Below are 23904 nucleotides of genomic sequence, written 5' to 3' on the forward strand. Positions count from 1 at the left end.
TTGTTTTGTTAACTTGTCTGATCTTTTTTCTTATAAGCCAGTAAATCCGCAATGGGTGTTTGAGCAAAAATGACCGTTTTATTATCTCTTCCGTGATGACTATTGCCCTGATAACCACGGAGAAGATCCACTTCTTTAACCTCTGCAGGCCAACCAGTAAAACGAATCAACCTAGAACCATTCTCTTTTTTTATACATTGGCGCAAGCACACTCGCTGCGACCAATCACCATCGCTTTGCCTTAACTCAAAGTAATCATCTGACTCGTCCAGCGTCGTATAGCCCGGATATTCGAAAACTATCTCGACAGATTTAAGTAAATACACGACCGCTACATTTTTATTTACCTGGCTTCGTAACATTGCGTATTTTTCAGGTTTTGAGGTCGCAGCACTTGGTAATACTGAGAGCAGGCGAACAGAACCGTCTCCAATTTTAAAGCTTTTCTCACTGCTGTAAGTGTTAAGAGCAGTGACTTTTATGGCCTTGGTTCCGGGATCACTCTCTAGTTCAGATAGTTCACTCTCGCTCAATCGTTTACTGTTATAAGCCAAATATACTTCTTGAGGCTCACCTTTAATCTTGTAAGGAAGCCATATATGCGGGAGAGGGTAACCTTGCGCGCTCCGCTTCACTGGGCTAGAAGCATTAATAGGGCTCAAATTTGTTTCAATCTTTTCTTTGATTTGTGGCTCATAGCCGGTCATGACTATCTCAACTTCTTCCTCAACTAAGTTGAACACTCGAGCCTCTCCAGAACCATTCAAAGAGCCTTCACTTACCACCTTGCCGTTCTGCACGATTTGGAAAGGCTCATAAGCGAAAACACCGCCTGTTTCAGGATTGGTCATATAGATATCGGCGTGCCTTTTGCGTCTAGAGCCTTCACGAACACTATTAATGTCCGTATCTGAAAAGTAACCATTTTCCGTAATTGCCACTTCGCGCCAAATTTTATTGTTCCAAACAACATACACGTAGCCTGATGTAAACACTTCTGCAGCTTCATCTGATTTATCGCTACTAGGGAAGTGCAGCGGAACCACAGGCACCAACACGTTATCCCACTCATCCATCTGAGTTTCTTTATCAACGGGTTGCAGGTCTTCGGCGAGTTTAAGCAAAATTGGCTGAGGCTGGTCAGTGCAAGGGATTTTGATGTAAAGCGTTTTGCCCTCAGCTTCGAGATCTTTAAATGTCGCGAGGCTGCGGTGTTTGTTTTCTGTATCAGCCTTGCCTACTGTGACTTTTTCTTTTTGAGCTTCGGTTTTTCCCAACATCAAACATGCCGCGTTGCTAGACCACTGCCCTGCAAACTCGACAACGATTTTTTGATCTGGACTTGGCTCAGAGGGGACATGCGTGTAACTACGAACTAAAGCAACATCTTCGGTAACCTGCTTGTATCCTGCTTTAAAAGCTTTGCTTTCATTCGAAGCAGATACAGAGTCAACGAGTGTTTTAAGTCTAGGGAAGCTTTGCAGCTGAGAGTCCGTCAATGGCGACCGACGAGCAACGGTAGATAATGACACCCAATTGCCTTTTCCCAATTCGATTCTTATAGCAGCTAGCAATGCGCTGGTCGTTTTTTTGGCAGAGATGGAAATCTTTTGCGCCAATTCTTTAGGGAGGTTTCTAAGGATGTCATCTGAATTTCGCAAACGCGAAAGCTGTCCTATACACTCGTCCGGTGTAAGAACATAAGATAGCTCGTTGGAGGATAGCTTCGAGCTAGGTATAAATTTGCAAACTAAATGCATTTGAATTCTCCACAACCAACATCGTAAATATGGCTGCGGTGACAATTAAGCTGATAAGGCTTACAAGTACGATTTGGTCTGCGTATCCTACTTACTTAGCCATTTATTTTCAACGAGATAGAAAAATCGCCCGAAATCAAAAACACCAAAAAAATGGTAATTTTTACTATCAAAACATGCGATTTAACCACAATAAAAGCCAGTAACATCACCCACTCTGTCAAAATGGTAAAATCTTACTATCTAAAAAAATTTAATTTATGGACTGAAGTTAACAAAAATCGTAGTAACGTGCGCTTCAGGTAAGCACGAGGAAATTCAGAAGTTTATGAGGTGCCCTCCTCAGCAACAAACAACAAATTGACTGTTACTGAGGAAGTTTAAATAAAAAGGTGAGCGCATTACGCACTCACAAAAGTAACTGCTCTGAAGCTTGCTAGGATTAAATTTGCTTCATCGCGAGTTAAAGAGGCGAGGTATTACCCATCGACCTCATGCAGAACACTATACTCAGAGTATAGAAACGAGCGTAAATATATAATATTTAAAAAGATTTTCAACGCGACACATTCACCACAGCACCTACCGAGCGCCCATCACAATCACGTCATACACACCTAAAAGCAACATTGGCCTAGTTATTATAGTTATTCAGCCTTGTATTAAGACGATTCATTAATTCGAGTAACTTATCAATAAAGGCAATTATTTTGATAAATATCACAAAAAGTCCCAAATAAATAAAGCGAGCTAAACGCTCGCTTTATTTATGCCGCATTTTTTAAAGTTTTGTTCTCACTAAAATATCGGTTGTAGACAGCACCTAAGGAGGCTGTACTTGCGAAACGATCATAGTTCAATGTTGCTTGGACCTCTTCGGCAGAGGCAGACAGCTTGTTGGTACCATTCACATAAATCGTTACGGCTCCGTCCTTCAGTCCTGAAAGATCTAAATCAGTTGTCCATGAGTCTGAAAACACGGTAGCCATGCCTGTGGCTTCTGTACCATCAGCGTCGACTGCTTTGATATCTATATACTCACCATCTTCAAACCGTTCACTGCTACCACTTACTGTCACGCTTTCCACTCCAGCAACATCGTTGATAGCATCTAGATGTATTGTTGGTGTAATTGGCATGGAGTAAGCCGTGTTCTGGCTACCGATATTCCCTGACAAGTCTTGGTAGTCACGAACCAGTAACGCCACATTGAGTTCTGACGAGCCTGGTACCACCACATCACCAGTCCAAACACTCGGATCCGATGTTGCCACTAATGAGGTGATCGTCGTACCGCCTAACTCCGCCGCTGCGGATTGCATATCTTTATCGAATTCCAGCGTTACCGTCACGCTTTGGCCGATGGCTTGATGCTCAGGAGTAAACGTCACGTTAGTCAGTGTTGGCAAGGATTGCGCGAGAGTAAAGCTCTGGCTTTCACTCACTTCAATACCCACTGAGTTCGTCCCTGTCACCATCACGGTATAAGTGCCATTGGTTTGGTGACTCATATCAATTACGTCACTGGCCCAAGTGCCACCGGCTTGTACCGTCGCACTGCTGCTTTTCAATACCGTCGCGCTGCCTTGGGCTTTCACTTCAAGACGCAGGGACTGTCCATCAAAACGTTTCGACGTGCCTTCAAATTGTAGCGTGGCGGCATGCGTTTCATCCACATTGCCCACTGGCGTAATAGCTAAGGTCGGCGTGATCGGCATGGAGTAAGCCGTGTTCTGGCTACCTGTATTCCCTGACAAGTCTTGGAAGTCACGAACAAGCAACGCCACATTGAGCTCTGACGTGCTTGGTACCACCACATCACCAGTCCAAACGCTTGGGTCCGCGGTTGCCACTAATGAGGTGATCGTCGTACCGCCTAACTCCGCCGCTGCGGATTGCAGATCTTTATCGAATTCCAGCGTTACCGTCACGCTTTGGCCGATGGCTTGATGCTCAGGAGTAAACGTCACGTTAGTCAGTGTTGGCAAGGATTGCGCGAGAGTAAAGCTCTGGCTTTCACTCACTTCAATACCCACTGAGTTCGTCCCCGTCACAATCACGGTATAAGTGCCATTGGTTTGGTGACTCATATCCATTGCGTCACTGGTCCAAGTGCCACCGGCTTGTACCGTCGCACTGCTGCTTTTCAATACCGTCGCGCTGCCTTGGGCTTTTACTTCAAGACGCAGGGACTGACCGTCAAAACGTGTCGACGTGCCTTCGAATTGTAGCGTGGCGGCTTGCGTTTCATCTACACTGCCAACTGGAGTGATGGCTAAGGTCGGCGTGATCGGCATGGAGTAAGCCGTGTTCTGGCTACCTGTATTCCCTGACAAGTCTTGGTAGTCACGAACCAGTAACGCCACATTGAGTTCTGACGAGCCTAGTACTACCACATCACCGGTCCAAACGCTCGGATCCGATGTTGCCACTAATGAGGTGATCGTCGTACCGCCTAACTCCGCCGCTGCGGATTGCAGATCTTTATCGAATTCCAGCGTTACCGTCACGCTTTGGCCGATGGCTTGATGCTCAGGCGTAAACGTCACGTTAGTCAGTGTTGGCAAGGATTGCGCGAGAGTAAAGCTCTGGCTTTCACTCACTTCAATACCCGCAGAGTTCGTCCCCGTCACAATCACGGTATAAGTGCCATTGGTTTGGTGACTCATATCAATTACGTCACTGGTCCAAGTGCCACCGGCTTGTACCGTCGCACTGCTGCTTTTCAATACCGTCGCGCTGCCTTGGGCTTTCACTTCAAGATGCAGGGACTGTCCATCAAAACGTGTCGACGTGCCTTCGAATTGTAGCGTGGCGGCATGCGTTTCATCCACATTGCCGACTGGCGTAATAGCTAAGGTCGGCGTGATCGGCATGGAGTAAGCCGTGTTCTGGCTACCTGTATTCCCTGACAAGTCTTGGTAGTCACGAACCAGTAACGCCACATTGAGCTCTGACGCACTTGGTACCACCACATCACCAGTCCAAACACTCGGATCCGATGTTGCGACTAATGAAGTGATCATCGTACCGCCTAACTCCGCTGCGGCGGATTGCAGATCTTTATCGAATTCCAGCGTCACCGTCACGCTTTGGCCGATGGCTTGGTGCTCAGGCGTAAACGTCACGTTAGTCAGCGTTGGCAAAGACTGCGCCAATGTAAAGCTCTGACTTTCACTCACTTCAATGCCCGCTGAGTTCGTCCCCGTCACCATCACGATGTAAGTGCCATTGGTTTGGTGACTCATGTCCATTGCGTCACTGCTCCAAGTGCCACCAGCTTGTACCGTTGCACTGCTGCTTTTCAATACCGTCGCGCTGCCTTGTGCTTTCACTTCAAGACGAAGGGACTGACCGTCAAAGCGTGTCGACGTACCTTCGAATTGTAACGTGGCGGCATGCGTTTCATCCACACTGCCCACTGGCGTAATAGCTAAGGTCGGTGTGATCGGTAATTCGTGAGCGGTGTTATCCTCACCTATGTTGCCAGTCAAATCTTTAAACTGACTAACAACCAAGTCGACACTTAACAGCTCGGTGCTCGGAACTTGTACATCACCAACCCAGACCTTTTTATCTGCCGTTGCTGACAGAGAACTAATGCGATTGCCGCCAAGCGTAGCGGTCGCCTCTTGGAGCTCTTTATCAAACTCAAGCGAGACACTCACGCTTTGCCCCACGATCTGATGCTCGGGGTTAAATGTCACATTGGTCAGTTTTGGTAAGGTTCCTTCAACCGCGATACTTAAGCTGCTTCCCTTTCCTGGAATGGTGTTGGTACTTTGGTAGCTATTGTCTTCTACCTGAATAGTGATATTTTTATCTTGTTTTTCTGGGCTGATGTAATTAACCGTCCACGTAATATTGTCTGAAGTCGACCAAGTATCTTGTTTTAACGTTCCTGTTGCGCCGTTATCACTGGCGAGAAGGTGGACATCTGAGATATCAAAGTTAGTAACTTCTTCTGTAAAGTTAAACGTAAGTGTAATCTCTTCGCCCCCAAAAAGAGGGGCGCTTGAGGCGGTAGAGATACTTAGCCCGGGAACGGTTGCCGCTTCCACATGTGCGTCAATAGAACTTTCACTCTTGTTATCCACCTTGTCTGTTGCTGCCACCGTGATCGTATGATCGCCTTTAGGTAACAAATAGCTTATGACATAAGGCCCCGCTTCGGTTGTCGGCTCAGTAATCGCTTGAGGCGCCACAGTGCTGCCACCACTCACCGCTTTTGAAGTGACGAGATTTAAATTTTTATCTGTAATGTATGCACTAATTTCCAGCTGATACTTATCGTTTGTCGGTATCTTAGAGATTTGATTAGCACTTAAGCCAGAAATACTTGGAACGTCATAATCAACAATAGACTCGATAACTTGTCCATCATAACTTTTGCCTAGTAATTCAAAGCTTGTATTCTCTCTTCCAACTGAGTCCGTCACCGTCACCTTAAGGGTATATATCCCTTGGTTATCGACGGCAAAGTTCATCATTCCATTACCACTAGATGAGATAACATCACCTGAGTAACGCAAGGAATCACCGAGGCTTGGAATAAGCTCCACAGAATATTGTGAAGCTTTCACTCTTTCTCCTTCCACCGTAGATAGCGTAAACGGCTGGCTCGCCTTGGTTAAAAACAGTTTCCCACCCTGCAAACTCGTAATTCCATCGAAATCAACCGTGACTTTAGGAACACTAATATCAATGACTTTTCTGATATCAGAATACAGTCCGACGCTATCTGTCGCTTTGATGTCTACTGTGATTGAACCACGCCCCTCTAACTGAGATTTCGGTAGTTCAAAGTACGTAGATGAACCATTCCCATCCTCTACTCTTTCTTCTTGATAACTCGGGTTTAAAACCGAGTAGTTTACTTTTGCGAGGCTGCTACCAGTGTCCGTTATGTCGAAACGAAAACGAACATTATCTGGATTTGTTGGCGATTCAGTTACGATAATCTCATCGCCAACACTTGGAGGTGTGTTGTCAACTTTAATATCAACGGTCGCTTCACCGACTCTCGACCACACATCCGTTGCGGTAATAATTGTCCTGATCGTTTTTCCATCAGCATCGCTAGGAAGTTCACTCGTAAATGTTGAACACTTGTAGGTTGGGTCATCTGCACACACTTCCAATTGCGCAAACTTCTCCGGATTATCTTTATAGTTGTAGGATTCCGTTCCAAATCTGGCCATCACATTGTCTAGCCTAGAGTTTTCATACAACTTAATTCTGAATTTAGCGACAAGCTGCTGGCCATTAATGGTTGTGTTTCCGACCGGATCAGTAATTTCAACGACTACCGAACCTTTAGGTAATTCAAGCAGTAGATCATGCTCTGGCGTCAAGTTTCCTGCTAAATCAGATACGTTCTTGATTTTGTATTCTTGAGTTGTACTCAGACCATCAATAATATCGGCGTAGGATTCAGAGTACGTACACTTGATATTTCCAACACCTTTGGCACAGGTCGTTGGTGTATAAGCTTTGTTGCCAAGATTACGAACCAACTTTGGATATTTATCTGAACTTTCAGTATTTACGCCTGATAAAGCATCATTGAAAGAGAGCTCAAATGTCAGCATCTTCTTCTTCAAAGCTTCATCAAACCAAACATCACTTCCTTTAAAACTGTATGAGTTACCATCAACGACTGTTGGTGCATCAATATCCACCATCGAAAAATTGAACTTGTTGATCGTTTCACGCCCATTTGTACCCAAGGTTTTAGTGATCAAAGTGACAGGTGCCTTTGTCATGTTTTGCCCAACATTGACACTACAACTGTAAGGTTCTTGCGATACGTTGATAACACCAGAAGTTGGTTGCTCATTAGTTGGTGGTGCATCTAGAGAGTTGTACTCTTCACGAACCCAACACTCTAACGTTTTGGCTTTGACCGCACTCAATGTAGTAAAGGTGACATCAAGAACACCATCAGATAAGTAGTTTTGGAAGTCCAGCGGACTTGCAACCGAGAGAACCACGCCTTCACGCTGTACGCTAAAGGTTTGGTTTACTTTTCCAACCTTTCTGTCTTTTTCGTCAAGGTAACGAACTTTGTTGTAAACCTTTATATCAAGTTCATAGTTACCATCTTTGGCAATTTGTGTAGAAAGCAGCGTTGCCGTCCAAGTGCCATCTGCGGTTTCTGAGAACGTAAAGTTAGTCCCGTTTTGCTCTCCAGAAAATCTATACGTTGAGTCAATTCGATCAACGCCACTATCATCAACAATATCAAGCGTAAGTACGATATTCCCATCTTGATAGATGGTGTTGTTTGTAATTGGCGTTCCATCCGTGTAACTCATCGCCAGCGTCACCTGCGGGATGGAATTGTACACTTTAACGGTAAAATCTTGCTCACCACTGGTTAAGGTTGTGTTGCCACGAACATCAGACCCTTTTAAACGAACCTTGTGTGTACCCGTACCTAAATCACCAAGGCTCACTTTGAGATCTTCATTGATTTTTTTACCTGGAGAGCCAGGTAATGGCTCCAGATCGCTAAACGTCCAATACTCTAGGCTTTCTCTATTTACGCCATTAATTGAAACATCACCGTTTGCATTTAGGTCTAGCGCCGTTAGGTCAAAGACATAGTTTCCTAAGTAGTAGTCATTCGCATTGAAACCACTTAACCCTAATGTTGGCCCATCACGATCAAGAATAACCTTGCTCGTGTTAGAACTAGATTCAAAACCGTAAATATCGGTTGCTTTTACATACAGTGACGTGTTTTTTTCATCTTCAGAAATGTCTATTTTATCTGTGTCACTCTTAATGAGAGACATTACAAACTCTTTAGATGAATCCGTTGGCACAATTGTCTTAATTGGCGAATCTTTACCATTCTGATATAGAGAGACTTGCTCAATGTCTGAATCGTCTATTACAGATTTAAATCGCACGTTGAACTCACGCCCGACAACATAGTTCTCTTTGGACAATGTGTCTTCAACCCAAGGCGTATTTAGGATGATTTCTGGGCCTTTGTTATCGACTTGGAATGTGAATTTCCCTGTTGTACTAACATTGGCAGGGTAAGCATTGTCCGTCGCAGTGACATAAAATTCATTCCATTCATCGTAATCAAATGCTTTTGAAACCAGTTGGACTTTGACGTCAGGTTGTTCACCGACTAGGTATGGTACGTCACACGTCTCTGTTAGAGGGTCACAGCTTTCTAATGTCAGTGCCTGACCAGATCCTCGGCGAAGATCTATTTTTACATTATTGCCGGGGCTTAACGTCCCCCAATCAATAACAGGTGTCCATTGGTTGTTACCGCCTAAACGACTTTGAACCTGCTCACTTTTTACAATAGGAGCTTCAGAGTCGATACGAATATTGAATCTCGGAGCCGTGCTAGTTAACTCTGAAACGGAGTTACCTAAATTATCCTCTGCCGCTGCAACGACTAACCAATCACCATCACCCGGGTAAATCGTCGCGCCTTGATTTGAACAAAGCCCCCCCGTACATAATTTGACTTTAAAGGCGTCTTTCGAGTTATTCGCAAAGTCCTCTGGTGTGTATGTGACTTTTTCACCCGTTTGCTGGTAGAAAACAAGACCTCTTGAAGAAAGCTTGTCACCCACAACGTCTTCAACCTTGAAGGTCAATTCATGGGTATTTTTGGCATTTAAATAAATACCGTCTTCTACAGGTTTACCATCGACATCATTAGGTGGGAAGTAACTCGTTTTAGGGAAATCATTATCAATAAATACCGTTTCTATAAACGGAGCTTTGCCATCGTAACCATACGCATTACCATGTGGGTCCATGGCACTGGTTTCCACAGCAAACTCTACAATATCTTTTAGTTCACTAGACTGAGAGTTAAGGGTAAAGAGGTACTCTTTTCGATAAGCATTGCTGTTGCCAGGGTTCTCTACAATGTTGATGTCCAGCGGTATTTCAATGTTTGGCTCACTGGCTTGATACCACATCGTGCTAAACTTCGGACCATAAGCGTCGGTTTCTACAATACCAGAAGGATCGTCTAGGACAATTTTAGAAACAACTTCACCAGCAATATAAAGCTTATTGCCAACCATCGTCTCTCGACCGCTTTCAATCGTTAATTTTGGCTGTGGAGGCAAGATATCGATACTGCTACCCTCTGTATCAAAAATGTTCTTACCATTTAAGTTAGGATTAGCCATCGAAATATCATCAGCATAGAGCTGCGCGATATTGGTCTCAATACCGTATTTGCTCGCCATGATTTCGTAATACGATTGCGCTAAATCCTTTCGATAAGTATCGGAACCGAATTGATAAGAATCGAGCATAACCTGACGTCCACCAACACCAATACCATTCGCTTTTCCATCAAAGCTCAAATCATCGTAAATAGCGGAGGCAAAATCTAATGAGTTATTTCTCGGCATTACTTGAGCAATACTATCGATGGCTTCGACAAGAAATCGGTGTAGATAATCGTTTGATGGCTTTTCTGGAATCGCTTTGGTAGCAAGCATTTCGTTCGTTGCATAAGGCACAACCGTTGGATCAAACCCAAAGAATGAATTGTTGTTCGTACCTGATAACGCGTAGCGCACCTCATCAAGAATTTGAATCGCACGCTCAGAAGTTTTCTCTCCGGCAGTGACTTGATCCCACTGGAAATCAAACAAGCTAGTCTGATATGTCGATAGTTCAGTAATATAGTAAGTTTGAGAGCCATTGAGCTTAAAGTACACGCCAATATTGGCCTTGTTTAAATCAACCGTTACTTTTTTGGTTCCTGGATCTCTTTTCCATTGATAGTAGTATGGCTCGCTGCCCTCGATACCAATTAAACGAACACGCATGAAGTCATAATTCACAACATCAGTTGTGGTTTCACAACTCGCGACGTCAAGAGCCATTGATTGATCACTTTCCAATTGTTGGATAGTGGTACAACTCGCAAGTGAAGTGAATTCACCATTTGGACTCAACCCTTCAAGTTGCGCTCGCGCACCAATAAATGGTGTCACCACTTTTATAGTTGGCAGATCAAAGCTACTTCTAAAATATACTTCTCTTGGAGTGCTTTCGTTATCAGACTCATCGACGGTTTGAATGACTAGCTTTTGACTACTGTTTTCTGATACCGATTTAAAGCTGTCACCCAAAATATCTCTTACAAATGGAATGTAATAGATGACATCTTCTACACGCCCATTGCTGTCTAACAGCGTTTCGTGCGGAATTTTTGCGATGTAGTCGTCATCCGATGCGGTTGTATCAATAACCTGCTGAAGTGAGTAATTATTATCGTTATTTTGGCTGACATAATACTTGACGACGAGCTTCAGTTTATTGGCGTTGGAGCCTAAAACCGTATCGGTATTTACGTCTGATACTTTCACACGAACATAAGGGATTTTATTCTCTTTCAACAAGTTAGCGTTGAAGTTACTAAAATCTACCCCTTTTAATGAATTCTGAATCCCTATACTTGCGTACGCATAGTCAATCTTCAAGAAATCGCGGCTCGCTTGAACATTGTCTGGGGTATACGTATCTTGAGAGTAGATACCATCGTAAGTGGTTCGTTCACCATCTAAACCGACATTTACGTACGTCATTGACGCACCTTCAGGATAAGTAATCGTTTGTGCTGGCGCTTGATCGTCACGACTTACTGCATGCTGAGCGGCACCCGTATTGCCTTTGCTATCCTTCGCTCGAACCTCAAATACCGTCGTAGATAGGAATTCATCAGTTGGGTAAGCCTTACTAAACTCACAAGCATTTCCAGACTCTACAGTGACAGGAGAACATGTGACGTCCTCATGTAAGCCATCTTTAAATGAAATACTGACCGAACTTATCTCTTGCGAGCTTTCTTTTACAACCCCTTTCAGAACGTATTCTTTAAGTTGGTTATTAATTGCACTCGCCGATGTAATATCGATAACAGGCGCATCGTTATCCCACTCAAAATCGATATGAAGACCCGAATGGCTACCTAAAATTAGCTCATTACCCAGTACATCCGCTGTATATAAGACTAATCGTGCTGCTGTTACGTTTGAGAGCCCTGTGGCAGGGTTCATATCCACACTATCGATCTCTTTGGTATTAATGTTAACTTTAACGTTGGTCTCTCGAAGGCCAACTTCAAAATCATCAAATTCAACCGAACAGAATGTGCTTCCAAAATCTTGTATGTCGTTACATTGAAATTCACCAGACCAAGAGCCATTGACCTGATACTGAATAAAGGCAGATACGTCTTCTACACCGATATCATCAACAATCTTTAGATCAACTTTATCGGTGCCAGCGAGCACATCACTGTCCGTACGAATAACTATTGGCGCATCTGTATCGATATCCGTACCATCTCGCGGCGGAATGACGCCATCAGTACTGCCATATGTACCTAGGTCATTAAGCTTCTTACTAAAGTCGACATAGTCTGCGGCATCAGTACCAGAGATATTGACACTTGGATCGTTTACCACGATCAGAACATGCTGAGATAAATCACGTGTATAAATGTCGCTATTTATCTTTTTCTGTCCAAAGCTGAGGGGAGTCACTGCTCCTGAAGTCTGGCTCACTTCAAGACCATCAAGAACACCATCTGCAATAACATCCCGATATTGGATGTCAGCGAAATGCATTGAAGTGTAGACGTTATCGCTGTTGCCGTATTTTTTTATAAGATCGTAAGAGTAAGACGAGTATGCAGTTAATAAAGCGCCGTATTGATGCCCAGCACTAGCAAAACTGCTTTGCCCACCTTTGGTTATATCAATAGGTTTGGTCTCATTTACGTCAAACCCATACATGCTATTGATACTATCCAAAGCGGTTGAAAAGGCACTCTCATCTGTGGATCCTTGAGAAATTTTGTACTTTGCCAAGCCTGCTGCCAAGTTCGACAGCGGAGTAAGCATTAACTTTTGCTCACTCCCCTCTTTAAAGTTCACAACACCTTCAAATTTAAGTGTCTTCGCATTGCTCACTGATACCGTTTCATTCGTAAACGGGTCGGTATAACTCCCCTCTTTTGCAACAACAAAAAGAGGCATTGAAGACGATTCAAACTCTAGCAGATAGTTTCCGAACGCATCAGACGTCGTGTTAGCCAACTTCCGGCCTAAGTTTCCATTTTTGAATTCGAAAACCTCAATCTTTGCGCCATTTACAGGGGCGTCAAAAACCATACCGGAAATGCTTCCTTTGCTTCTAGCTGGAGGTGTGTTGTCTCCTCCATCACCACCACCACATGCACTCAACAAAAGAGATGTAAGCGTAAGACCTAATGTTAATTTCAGCGTATTTTTAGCGAACATAGTAATTTGGCAAAATATATTTTGCCGAGATTATATTATTGTAAAATATTTTCTCAACGTGACAATAACACCACTTAAAAAGCCAAAAACACCAGACCAACCGTCACTTTTACTAAATTATCAAATTAAAATCATCACCTATAATTATTCACTTAGTTAAAACGGAGGAATTAGCCATACTTTAATGCTAGGTTTTATTTAAAATATTATACTCTACGCACAACTGTCAGCCTTGATAAAGCACCAAAACTAATGACTATTTTAATAATAAAAAGGAGTGTGCGAACTCCTACCGCAACCCTTCTCACCATTGCCTTACTCATTTTTATTAGCGTGTCGCTTTCTCACCACATCCTCACTCCCATGGATAGACTGCCTACCGTTAAGCCTTTGGAGTTCAAGAATGAGGGAGTTCAAGCACCTTTTGAGGAGGGGACTCTTAGACAAAAAATCACCATAGGTGTGGTTGAGTACTCATTTGTCGCTTCATTGTTAAAATCAGGGATAAGTCAAAAAGAGATTAATTTGCTATTGGCCCTCATTAAAAGTAACTTTAATATTATTGATTCAGTTAAGAGAGATGACCATTTTATCTTAAGAACTAAGTTAAATAGTAGAAATGAAACCTATATTAGTTCTTTTTACTATTTAGGTAGTAAAACCGATTTATTTATTATCAATGATGGGCAAGGCAACATATTTGATGAGCATGGCGTGTCAATAAAAAATAAACTCCGATTTTCAGATCCCTTTGATAAAAGCTACAGAGTAAGCTCTGGCTATGACTTAAAACGAACACACCCAGTAACCAATATAACGACTCCACACTTAGGCACTGACTATGCAACACCAGTAGGCACAACGATTCGTAGTATTGCTGATGGTATCGTTTTAAAGTCTCGTTACAACCGTTTTGCGGGCAACTACATTAATATCCGCCACACAAATGGCTCTGTATCACGCTACCTACACTTATCTCAACGCCACGTCCACGTTGGCGAAAAGATCAGCCGAGGACAAGTGATAGGAAAAACGGGTAACACAGGAAGAACAACAGGGCCGCATTTACACCTTGAACTGCACATTAATGGTATTCCGGTTGATTACGAGCGATACATTCAAAAGCACCCAAACACTGACGTTAATATAGAAATGCTGATTGCAGCGAGAAAAGAAAAAGCAGAACTGATGAAGGAGTGGAATAACTATAGAGTATATAATAAACCATAAATTTTTAAATTTTAAAGTAAAATGCGTCGCAAATAAACATGATCGTTTACTACAGAGGAACTACGATGCGTCAATTATCAATATCCCTATTATTTTTTTCTGCTTTTCAATCCTATGCTTCTGATTTTAATATCGAGAACTCCTATATCAAAAATGAGGAAAAACTTTCTCCGTATATCATTAACTCTGATTCTAATATGAATCCGGCTGGTCACGGAGCCTACTACGTGAAACCTCATAGCATGTCAATTACTGATAGTGGAAAATACGTACTTTTTCACAACACATTACCTAAAATACCGCTTGCCGATGACAATATGGATGGTGGTTATTTCCTAAAAAATACTGAAACAAATCAAACAACTCGATTAGGGCGTCCATCAAGTCTAGATAATTATATAAAAATGATAAATCCCGCTATATCCTCAAGCGGGAGATATATTGGTTTTACATATACTGACAACTCGATAGATTACAGTGGAGTAATATGGGATAGATTAGAAGACAAATTACTTACTGCAAAATACCCTGACGAGATGGAAGGAAAATGCACAAATAAGCATACTCATTTTAACGTTTACCCTATAAATGAAAAATATTCATACTACGAATACCCTTGCTCTACTGGAAGTAGTTTAAAAAACCATACAGAAAAAGTAGTTGGAATAACTGACATACAGAATAAAGAATCTAGAGTAATAAATATCGACATAGATGGCAACTTGGGTAATATATGGTTATCTCCATCAAGAATCATTTCTAGTGATGGTCGTTATTTGACATACACTTCTACAGAGCAAATGGACATAAACAATGTCTATGATGGGCAAGATACTGAAGTTGCAATATATTTATATGATAGAATAAAAAGTAGTTCGGTAAAAATAAAGTCAACTAGGATAGACTTAAGCCATCAGCCTAGCACTTTTTACTCATCAATTAGCCCTGATGGAAAGTTCTTAATATATCCAGCTAGAAAACCAGCAAATACAGAAAATGATAAAGACTTTACCCAAAACATTTATCTATCAATTTATAACATAGATACTGGAATGTCTGAATATGTAAAAGGACCAAACAATAAACTTATTCATAGCATTTCTAGTCCTACTATATCAAATAATGCTGAAAGTATCGCTTTCTCATCAAAAAATAGAGAATATAACACTGCTGGTGGCTATGGACCTCAAGTGTATTATTATGACCGTGTTAATGAAAAAATAACTCAAGTAAGTATATCACAAATTACTGGTGAGAGTGCCACCTCTGCAGGTGATGCATTAGTATACGGTAATGGAAAAGGAATTTTATGGTCCACTTCATCTCGCTTAGTTGACCCAAGAGAATCTGGAACTAAGCACTTGTACACTCTAGGAAAACCTATGATCCCAGAGATATGTGAACCCTACCTAGGATTTTAGTTACGGCTTGGTCATTATCATCAAGTGATATTACCGATTTTATATTATGACTGTTTCAGCCAAGTCACTATTATATACATCGAGAATAAAAAGAGCCGCTATATGCGGCTCTTAATGATACGAATCTTTGTTTACAGACCCATGAGTTAATATTTTTGTGGGCACAACTGAATGTAGCAAACTTGTTGGCACGTAACACGCTTAGACTTCATAAAAAGCTATCATCCTCCAGTAAGAGCTTTAATGGTTCAGCATCCAACTGCTGTTGATCGCCTCTCCCTGCTCATCCAGTTTATGAATAATATAGTCGATAAATACTTTTACTTTCGCGGGTACAAACTTACGACTTGGATAGTATATATAGACACCTTGACCATCGGTTCTTTGAGGTTCAGAAACCAACATCAGTTTACCTTGCTGTACTAAGTCTCGAGCAAGATATTGGGGCATCAGTGCAATCCCTGCTCCTAAACTCGCTAAAGAGGCCATCGCATAACCATTGTCTACTATCACTTGATGTGTAGGACTAAATTCTACTAATTGCCCATCTAAAGGCATCGTCAAGGTAAGCAAGCGCCCCGATTGTTTATAGCGGTACATTATCCATTTGTGCTGGTTAAGCGCTTCAACACTCTGAGGCCGACCAAACTTCTTTATGTACTCCGGACTGGCAAACATACCCATATCAATAGGACATAATCGCCTCGCAATCAGGTTGCTGTCATTTAGTCTCCCGCTTCGAATAGCAACGTCCATCCCACTCTCCAATATACTGGTGTATTCATCGGAAAAGCTAAGATCCAACTTCACTTCAGGGTAACGTTCGCAAAACTCTGGAATCAGCGGAGTTATATAGTTTTGCCCGAACGATAAAGGAAGGCTGACACGAAGTGTACCAAACGGAGATGCAATACTTTGATGAAGCTGCTCTTCACTACTTTTGAGCAAGTTGATCACTTCTCTTGCCGTCTCAAGGTAGTTAAACCCCGCTTCAGTGAGCTGGAGTTGACGTGTTGTACGGTGAACTAAACGAACACCCAAATCCTGTTCTAGGCGAGCAATCGCTTTACTAACAGTAGAAGGCGACTGCCCTAATTGATTCGCGACTGCTGTAAAGTTCCCTAAGTCCACAACAGATACAAACAACTTTATTAATGACAGCTTATCCATAACGCTCACAATTAATGAAAAATAATCACATCTAATATGACAGAAAAAGTATTTTTGTGTCATGCAAACTTTTCTAGTATTTCGGAAAAGCATACCTAGCTATGGATATTTCTACTGACCTCAGAGACGACAAATAAAGCCAACACCATTAACTCTACACTCAAAATGCTCGTGCTTACGGCATTTTCTCCAACCTTTAATTCCATTGCATCTCATTAAGTGCAATGAAACATACTGAACTTGCTCTAACACGGTAAGAGGTTTTAATGACAATAATTCAACTTAAACGCGAAGTGATCTGTTTTGCTGGAGATTCTGGAGATGGTATCCAATTACTTGGAGAACGCTTTTCAGACAACTCGTCGAAACAAGGAAACGATGTCATGACGTTACCTGATTATCCAGCTGAGATACGGGCTCCGGCAGGAACCACATCTGGAGTATCGGCTTTTCAGATGCAATTTGCCTCAACAGAGATTTATACTCCTGGCGACGATTTTTCAGTCTTAATCGCTTTGAATGCCGCTGCATTAAAAACCAAAATCTCACAACTCGTTGAAGGCGGTTTGGTGCTTATTGATCTCGATGGTTTTAATAAAAAAAACCTTGAGCTTGCTGGCTATGAATCGAACCCATTGAGCGATGGTAGCCTCGCAGATTATCGAGTGATTAGTGACAGTTTTACGCGTTTAACCGTTCAATCTCTTTCTGAGTTAAACATAGCGCCTAAAGTAGTGAAGCGAAGCAAAAACTTTTTTATGCTTGGTATTGTTTTATGGATTTACAGCCGTCCGCTAGAACCGACCATTGAATGGCTAAATAATAAATTCACTGACAATTCGCAAGTGAGAGAGGCAAACACTTTAGCCATAAAGTCGGGATTTAATTATGCTGAAACAACCGAAATATTCAGCGACTGTTTTCAGGTTGCTCCCGTAGCAGATAAAACTGGCTTGTATCGTACTGTTTCAGGGAACGAAGCATTATCGCTTGGGTTAATATGCGCAGCAGAAAAACTCCAACGCCAGCTATTTTTGGGCTCGTACCCCATAACACCCGCCTCAGATATTCTACACACGCTATCAACCTATCAACACTTTGGGGTCACGACATTCCAAGCAGAAGATGAGATTGCAGCTGCTTGTTCAGCTTTAGGCGCATCTTATGCTGGCGGTTTAGGAGTCACATCAACGTCTGGCCCTGGATTATGTTTGAAAGCAGAGACCATTAACCTTGCCGTGATGGCGGAGTTGCCAATGGTTGTTATCAACGTACAACGTGGAGGCCCCTCAACTGGCCTACCGACTAAAACAGAGCAATCAGACTTGCTTTTGTCTTTGTATGGTAGAAATGGGGATTCACCACTCCCAGTGTTGGCTCCTGCTTCTCCCGCAGACTGCTTTGACATGGCAATCGAGGCCTGTCGAATTGCTACTACATTTATGACGCCAGTGATCTTATTGAGTGACGGCTACTTAGCAAACGGCTCCGAATCTTGGCTCGTGCCCAACCCTGATGAGATTAAGCTCACTGCCGAGGCAGCAAAAGCAAACATAAGCCCGTTTTATCCCTATGCCCGTGATGACGTGTATTACAGCAGAGAGTGGGTCACGCCTGGTACAAAAGAGAAAATGCACCGCATTGGAGGATTGGAAAAGCAAGCGATTACAGGCAACCCTTCTCATGATCCTGAAAACCACCAGCGCATGACTGATGAAAGAGCAAAAAAAATAAATAACATCTGCCATTTCATCCCTAAACAAACGCTAACAGGCAGTACTCAAGACTCACTGCTAGTGCTAAGTTGGGGAGGCACGCAAGGTTCTGTGTCGACCGCAATTGAGCATCTGAGAAAGCAAGGCGCATCGGTTGCTCACGCCCATATTAAGTATCTAAACCCGTTTCCAATCAATTTGGAAGAGATCATTAGCCAATTCAAACATGTGCTTGTTTTTGAGTTGAATAACCAACAACTCGTCAAAGTGATTCGCTCACAATATGCCATTTCTGCACGCTCCGTAACCCAAGTTAAGGGGTTACCATTCAAAGTTCACGAGGTCATTGAGTCTATTAACCACCACCTGAAGGATATGAAAAATGACGACTAAGGTACTCAACCGCAAAGATTTCGCTTCTGATGTTGAAGTCAAATGGTGTCGAGGCTGTGGTGATTTTAACGTGTTAAAAACGATGCAATCCGTTCTAGCACGATTAGGTCGAACTAAAGAGAACACCGTATTCATCTCAGGGATCGGCTGCTCATCTCGTTTTCCTTATTATCTCGATACTTATGGATTTCATACAATTCACGGCCGTGCCCCTGCCATCGCTACTGGTGTAAAAGCTAGCAACCCAGATTTAGATGTTTGGGTTGTAACTGGCGATGGTGACGCACTGAGTATTGGCGGTAATCACTTTATTCACGCGATTAGACGCAACCAAGACATTAAAATTTTGCTTTTTAATAATGCTGTCTATGGACTGACCAAAGGCCAATTTTCTCCGACAAGCGAACAGGGCTTCATTTCTAAGTCGAGCCCTGAAGGCTCTCCCGATCAAGCGCTTAAACCTTTGGCATTGGCAGCATCCGCAGGTGCTACGTTCATAGCACGAACATCAGACAATGATCCTACACACATGACGATGGTGTTAGAGGCTGCCGCCGCGCATTCGGGCACTGCTGTGGTTGAAATCCTACAAAACTGCGTCATTTTTAACGATAAAGTGCACGAACCTTACAACGGCCCTGCTAATAGAAGCGAACATCTACTTTATCTCTCAGATAATGAACCGTTATTGTTTGGTAAAACACACTCAAAAGCGTTGATCAATAGAGGGTTTGGTTTCGAGATTGTCGAATCAGAGGCCCCGAACCTTTTGCTCCACTCCAGTCAATGCGAGGAGTCATACTATGCTTATGCGCTTGCTAACTTGAGCTATCCAGACTTTCCCGTATCCGTGGGCGTTTTTCGTTCAGTGACTCGACCTACTTTTGATCAGGTCATTCGACATCAAAAACACCAAGCAACTCTAAAATATGGTCAAGGCGACTTAACCGAATTACTCAAACAAAACAGTTATGAGCGTCTCTGCTAACAATTGAAAGAGCCAACTATTGAGGTAACCTTTCCTGCAAAGATGAAACTAAAAGGTTTCCGATTCTAGTTGGCGACTTGCTGAATGATGAGTTGATAAGGAAGTGTGGTGGTTGCAGATATCCATCACACTAAAAAGAGGCTCTATAATGAGCCTCTTCTGTTTTTTAAAATAGTGACATCGTCACTCTACTGAATGATTTCTATCGTATTCAGCGCTTGCCTTTTTCAGCCCTTCTAAATCGTCTGAACATAACAATCTCTTCAGGCTGTCGATTTTCTTATCAGGCCAATCATATATTTTAAGGGCGAGCAGTTCGTCTATCGTCTCGCGAGAAAAGCGATATTTGACATGCTTAGCTGGTGAGCCTGCAACCATGCTGTAAGGCTCAACATCTTTCGTCACCACGCTGTTTGCCGCAACGATTGCTCCTTCTCCGATAGTCACACCCGGCATTATCATGGATCGCATACCGAGCCAGGCGCCATCGCCAATGTGAGTATCTCCTTTCCCGACATACGCTTCTTCAATAAAGTCCATAAATGGGTACAAGGAGAACCAATCAGCTCTATGTGTGCTATTTCCCCCCATAACAATCACAACTTCCGCTGCAATACAGACAAAGTCACCTATATGTAACTTATCAATCTTCCATTTTGGTTCCCAATCTCGGCTGAACTCATCGCCTTGTAGATATCTTACAACGGACTCCTCAAAACCGGCGTCCCAACAATCACTGTAATAACTATGTTTACCTTTAATCGTTATATTTGGATTCGTAACAACTTCATGTAGCAAAGTCACCTTAGACCAATGCTTAGTTTTCATGAATACTCCTATAAATACTATCGAATAAAACAATGCAGATAGTATGTATCTAAATAAGCTCTAATAATTACGTAGTGCCTATTACCACTAAAATTTACTTCACCACCGAGCTAATAATATTGTAAGCAGCCTCTACTCTTTCTGCATTAGGGTAGTTTTTATTCGCCAGAATTACTATGCCTATTTTTTCAGAGGGTACATACGCGACATATGCCCCAAAGCCACCTGTTGAGCCCGTTTTGTTATACCAAACGTCACGACCGAGAGTACCGGATACACTTGCTTGAACCGGTTTAGCGTTGAGAATTACATCGCTGGAGTTACCCTTCAATAATTGCGAAAGTGAAACGGGGTAATCATAACCCTCCCATCCTACGGCTTGTATAAACGTGTCGGTATCAAAATACTTAGTATGAGTTCGCTCTAGCGCATTTTCTATATCAGTATTAAGTTGCGCTTGACCCATATTTGCTTCGATATATTGAAGCATATCTAAGCTTGTTGATTTAATACCATAGGCTTGTGCATCAAGAATACCTGGATTAACTCTAACGGGTTTTCCCTCAGAACTATAACCAAAAGCATAGTTGTTAAGCTTATCCTTTGGTACATCGACAAACGTATTGGTCATACCGAGCTCAGGTAGGATGACGGTTTCCATCATTTCCGTATAGTCTGACTTCATACTCAAGGCACCGATGTAGCCAAATAGACCAATACTAGGGTTTGAGTACTTCCTCTTAGTGCCGGCTTCGTACTCCGGTTTCCACGTTTTGTAGTACTGCATCATGTCAGCGTCGTTCGTTACTTCGCTAGGGAATTGCAATGGTAGACCACCTGCAGTGTAGGTTGCGACATGAACTAGCTTGGTATTACCCAGGACACTATTTTCTAATTCTGGAATATAATCTTTGACCTTGTCATCCATGTTCAACTTACCTTTTTCTTGGGCGTACCCAGTCAAAGTAGCGGCAAAAGTTTTACTGATAGAGCCGAGTTCAAAAATTGTGTCGTTGGTGACTAAACTCCCCTTACTTTCGTCAGCGAAACCGTAATTGTAAAAATAACGCTTACCATCAATCGTTACTGCAACAGCCAACCCCGGAATGTCGTATTCGTTCATTAATCCTTTAGCACATTCATCAACTACGCTCTTTAATTGACTGCTAACCGTTAACTCCGTTTTCGCAAACGTGACGAAAGAAGTGAGCGATAAAATTGCCACCAAGGCATTGTTTAATTTCATTGAACCCTCAATTTTTAATTTTCACTTATAATTAATTTCTAGTTTGTTCCAAGGCTTTTAGCTTTTTATATAAAAGTAATCCTGACTTGAAGAGCTCCAATCGTTAACCCCCGATGAATAACACTGTGTCTTCAAATTTTTAGTGCGATATAAACAGGTTTAAACCTGATCACCGTTGATAGGTAGGCCGATTAGATACGAATGTAAGTGACATCCGTTTGCAAGATGGGGAAATAGTGTACTCAATTACGCTTTCTCCATATCACGATAACGGTATACTAGGTAGATATACTTGGTATATACAGATCCACATCCTCACAACGCTTTAGAACCACTTTTCAACGTCTACAGAGAAAACGATGCCATTTTCACTACACTTCGAAACTGGAAAAGTCACCAGCCAACAGCTTTATTCCGAGATATACCAAGGGATATTAGAAGGCAGATTACGATCAAATGAGAGATTACCGTCGACTCGCATGTTGTCAAAAAAGTTAGGCATAGCAAGAAACACTGTCATTTCGGTGTATGAGCGACTTCAGTTCGAGGGGTGGATAGTAAAAAAGGCAGGGTCTGGCACGTACGTAAGTAATGTTCTAGAACAAACGGTGAATCAAGATAAGAGACCAATAAAACACTACCAACTAGGGGTGTTTGGCACTAACGCAGCGAAGAAGCCAGAGATCATCGCACCAAAGAATCTAGACTATGACTTCACTTTAGGCGTTCCTGATCATCAGAGAATAGCAAAGCATATTTGGCGACACTCAAGACTGAGTAGGCTCAATGCATTAACTCCAGAGTTTGCACATGGTGGTGATTTGCAAGGGTTAGCTTGTTTACGAGAGTCTATCTGCGAGTATGTAAGACATTCGAGAGGCATAATCTGTGACCCTGAAGACATCATCATTACGCAAGGGTGCCAGCAGGCAATAATGATGACTCTCCTTACATTACTCTCTCCGGGGGATCTCGTGTCGACGGAAGATCCAGGATATCCTGTTTTTCGAAATCAAGCTCGATTACTTGGCGCGCAAATAGGCACCGTGCCGATGGACGACCAAGGCGTTGTCGTTGAATCAATCCCTTCTAATACCAAAATTATTTATACAACGCCTAGTCATCAGTTCCCTTTAGGCTTTAGCTACTCCGTCGAAAGAAAGTTAGAACTGTTGAGGTGGGCAGAAGTTAATAACGCAATCATTATCGAAGATGATTATGATGCGGAATATCACTATCTCAATACCAGTAAGCAAGCTCTCAAATCACAAGACAAAAATGACTGCGTCATTATGATAGGCAGTTTCTCTAAAATACTATTTCCCGGCTTACGCATTGGCTATATGATTCCGCCAAAATCTTTAATAGATCCAATTTCAAATATGTTATGGCACTTGGGACGAAGTACATCTGTGGTGTCTCAAATCCTACTTGACGAATTCATGCGTGACGGTCATTTCTCTCACCATTTACTCAATATGAATAAAATCTATAGCGAAAGGTATCATAAGCTCACTCAATTAATTGACAACGTAGATTGCTTACAACGTATTCCGAGCCAAGGTGGATTGCATATAGCAGCTGAAGTATCGGGGTGCGCGACAAAAATGATGAATAAACTTGCTTCATCAAATGTAGCGGTTTATCCATCATCGCATTTTTCTATCAACAATCATTCTAATGCCATCTTATTTGGATTTGGCATTATCCCTACCCCCAAAATAGAAGAAGCGTTTGATATTATTCAATCAGTATTAGATTAAACCGAGATAGTAGCAAGTATCTCATACTAAAGCAGATATAAAATTGCCCCTTCAAAAATGTCATAAACTTAAAGAGTCATA

At 42.3% G+C, this 23904-nt stretch carries 10 protein-coding genes; 5 read left to right on the plus strand and 5 right to left on the minus strand.

The annotated features are described in order from the left end of the window. Positions 1-8: 8 nt before the first annotated feature. Together MTR11_RS15130 and MTR11_RS15135 are read right to left on the minus strand one after the other, a co-directional pair. A complete protein-coding gene (locus tag MTR11_RS15130; protein WP_243327975.1) occupies positions 9-1760 on the minus strand; it encodes a hypothetical protein in 1752 nt (583 codons plus the stop codon). Between the two features lie 767 nt (positions 1761-2527). Beyond that, positions 2528-12940 carry a tandem large repeat gene (locus MTR11_RS15135; RefSeq protein ID WP_243327976.1) on the minus strand — a complete coding sequence of 3471 codons (10413 nt, stop codon included), beginning with the start codon at positions 12938-12940 and terminating at the stop codon, positions 2528-2530. Between the two features lie 381 nt (positions 12941-13321). Here MTR11_RS15135 and MTR11_RS15140 point away from each other — a divergent pair, with 381 nt between their 5' ends. Together MTR11_RS15140 and MTR11_RS15145 are read left to right on the plus strand one after the other, a co-directional pair. Then, the gene (locus MTR11_RS15140; protein ID WP_243327977.1) at positions 13322-14299 is read left to right on the plus strand and encodes a M23 family metallopeptidase; all 978 of its coding nucleotides are present in this window, start codon (positions 13322-13324) and stop codon (positions 14297-14299) included. A 65-nt stretch (positions 14300-14364) separates the two neighbouring features. Then, a complete protein-coding gene (locus MTR11_RS15145; protein ID WP_164665494.1) occupies positions 14365-15720 on the plus strand; it encodes a hypothetical protein in 1356 nt (451 codons plus the stop codon). A gap of 240 nt (positions 15721-15960) precedes the next feature. Here the strand turns inward: MTR11_RS15145 and MTR11_RS15150 are convergent, their stop codons facing one another. Continuing rightward, positions 15961-16890, minus strand: coding sequence for a LysR family transcriptional regulator (locus MTR11_RS15150; protein WP_238991570.1), 930 nt, complete (start codon positions 16888-16890; stop codon positions 15961-15963). Between the two features lie 266 nt (positions 16891-17156). Here MTR11_RS15150 and MTR11_RS15155 point away from each other — a divergent pair, with 266 nt between their 5' ends. Next, positions 17157-18998 carry a 2-oxoacid:acceptor oxidoreductase subunit alpha gene (locus tag MTR11_RS15155; RefSeq protein ID WP_243327978.1) on the plus strand — a complete coding sequence of 614 codons (1842 nt, stop codon included), beginning with the start codon at positions 17157-17159 and terminating at the stop codon, positions 18996-18998. Further along, positions 18988-19986, plus strand: coding sequence for a 2-oxoacid:ferredoxin oxidoreductase subunit beta (locus tag MTR11_RS15160; protein ID WP_243327979.1), 999 nt, complete (start codon positions 18988-18990; stop codon positions 19984-19986). The genes MTR11_RS15155 and MTR11_RS15160 overlap by 11 nt, the downstream gene beginning before the upstream one ends. Positions 19987-20169: 183 nt before the next feature. Here MTR11_RS15160 and MTR11_RS15165 read toward each other — a convergent pair whose 3' ends face one another. Together MTR11_RS15165 and ampC are read right to left on the minus strand one after the other, a co-directional pair. After that, complete coding sequence (locus MTR11_RS15165; protein WP_243327980.1) at positions 20170-20814, minus strand: CatB-related O-acetyltransferase; 645 nt, start codon at positions 20812-20814, stop codon at positions 20170-20172. Positions 20815-20908: 94 nt separating this feature from the next. After that, the gene (ampC, locus tag MTR11_RS15170; protein ID WP_243327981.1) at positions 20909-22060 is read right to left on the minus strand and encodes a class C beta-lactamase; all 1152 of its coding nucleotides are present in this window, start codon (positions 22058-22060) and stop codon (positions 20909-20911) included. Between the two features lie 359 nt (positions 22061-22419). Between ampC and MTR11_RS15175 the strand changes: the two genes are divergently transcribed. Then, positions 22420-23823: a PLP-dependent aminotransferase family protein gene (locus tag MTR11_RS15175; RefSeq protein WP_243327982.1), complete on the plus strand. Its 1404-nt coding sequence runs from the start codon at positions 22420-22422 to the stop codon at positions 23821-23823. Positions 23824-23904 lie beyond the last annotated feature (81 nt).

Source organism: Vibrio sp. CCB-PB317 (assembly GCF_022808245.1).
Taxonomy (GTDB): Bacteria; Pseudomonadota; Gammaproteobacteria; order Enterobacterales; family Vibrionaceae; genus Vibrio; species Vibrio diabolicus.

Excerpts from the sequence above, each read along its gene's own strand:
- MTR11_RS15130 (WP_243327975.1), bottom strand. The coding sequence starts at position 1,760 with ATGCATTTAGTTTGCAAATTTATACCTAGCTCGAAGCTATCCTCCAAC.
- MTR11_RS15135 (WP_243327976.1), bottom strand. The coding sequence starts at position 12,940 with ATGGTTTTTGACGCCCCTGTAAATGGCGCAAAGATTGAGGTTTTCGAA.
- MTR11_RS15140 (WP_243327977.1), top strand. The coding sequence starts at position 13,322 with ATGACTATTTTAATAATAAAAAGGAGTGTGCGAACTCCTACCGCAACC.
- MTR11_RS15145 (WP_164665494.1), top strand. The coding sequence starts at position 14,365 with ATGCGTCAATTATCAATATCCCTATTATTTTTTTCTGCTTTTCAATCC.
- MTR11_RS15150 (WP_238991570.1), bottom strand. The coding sequence starts at position 16,890 with ATGGATAAGCTGTCATTAATAAAGTTGTTTGTATCTGTTGTGGACTTA.
- MTR11_RS15155 (WP_243327978.1), top strand. The coding sequence starts at position 17,157 with ATGACAATAATTCAACTTAAACGCGAAGTGATCTGTTTTGCTGGAGAT.
- MTR11_RS15160 (WP_243327979.1), top strand. The coding sequence starts at position 18,988 with ATGACGACTAAGGTACTCAACCGCAAAGATTTCGCTTCTGATGTTGAA.
- MTR11_RS15165 (WP_243327980.1), bottom strand. The coding sequence starts at position 20,814 with ATGAAAACTAAGCATTGGTCTAAGGTGACTTTGCTACATGAAGTTGTT.
- ampC (WP_243327981.1), bottom strand. The coding sequence starts at position 22,060 with ATGAAATTAAACAATGCCTTGGTGGCAATTTTATCGCTCACTTCTTTC.
- MTR11_RS15175 (WP_243327982.1), top strand. The coding sequence starts at position 22,420 with ATGCCATTTTCACTACACTTCGAAACTGGAAAAGTCACCAGCCAACAG.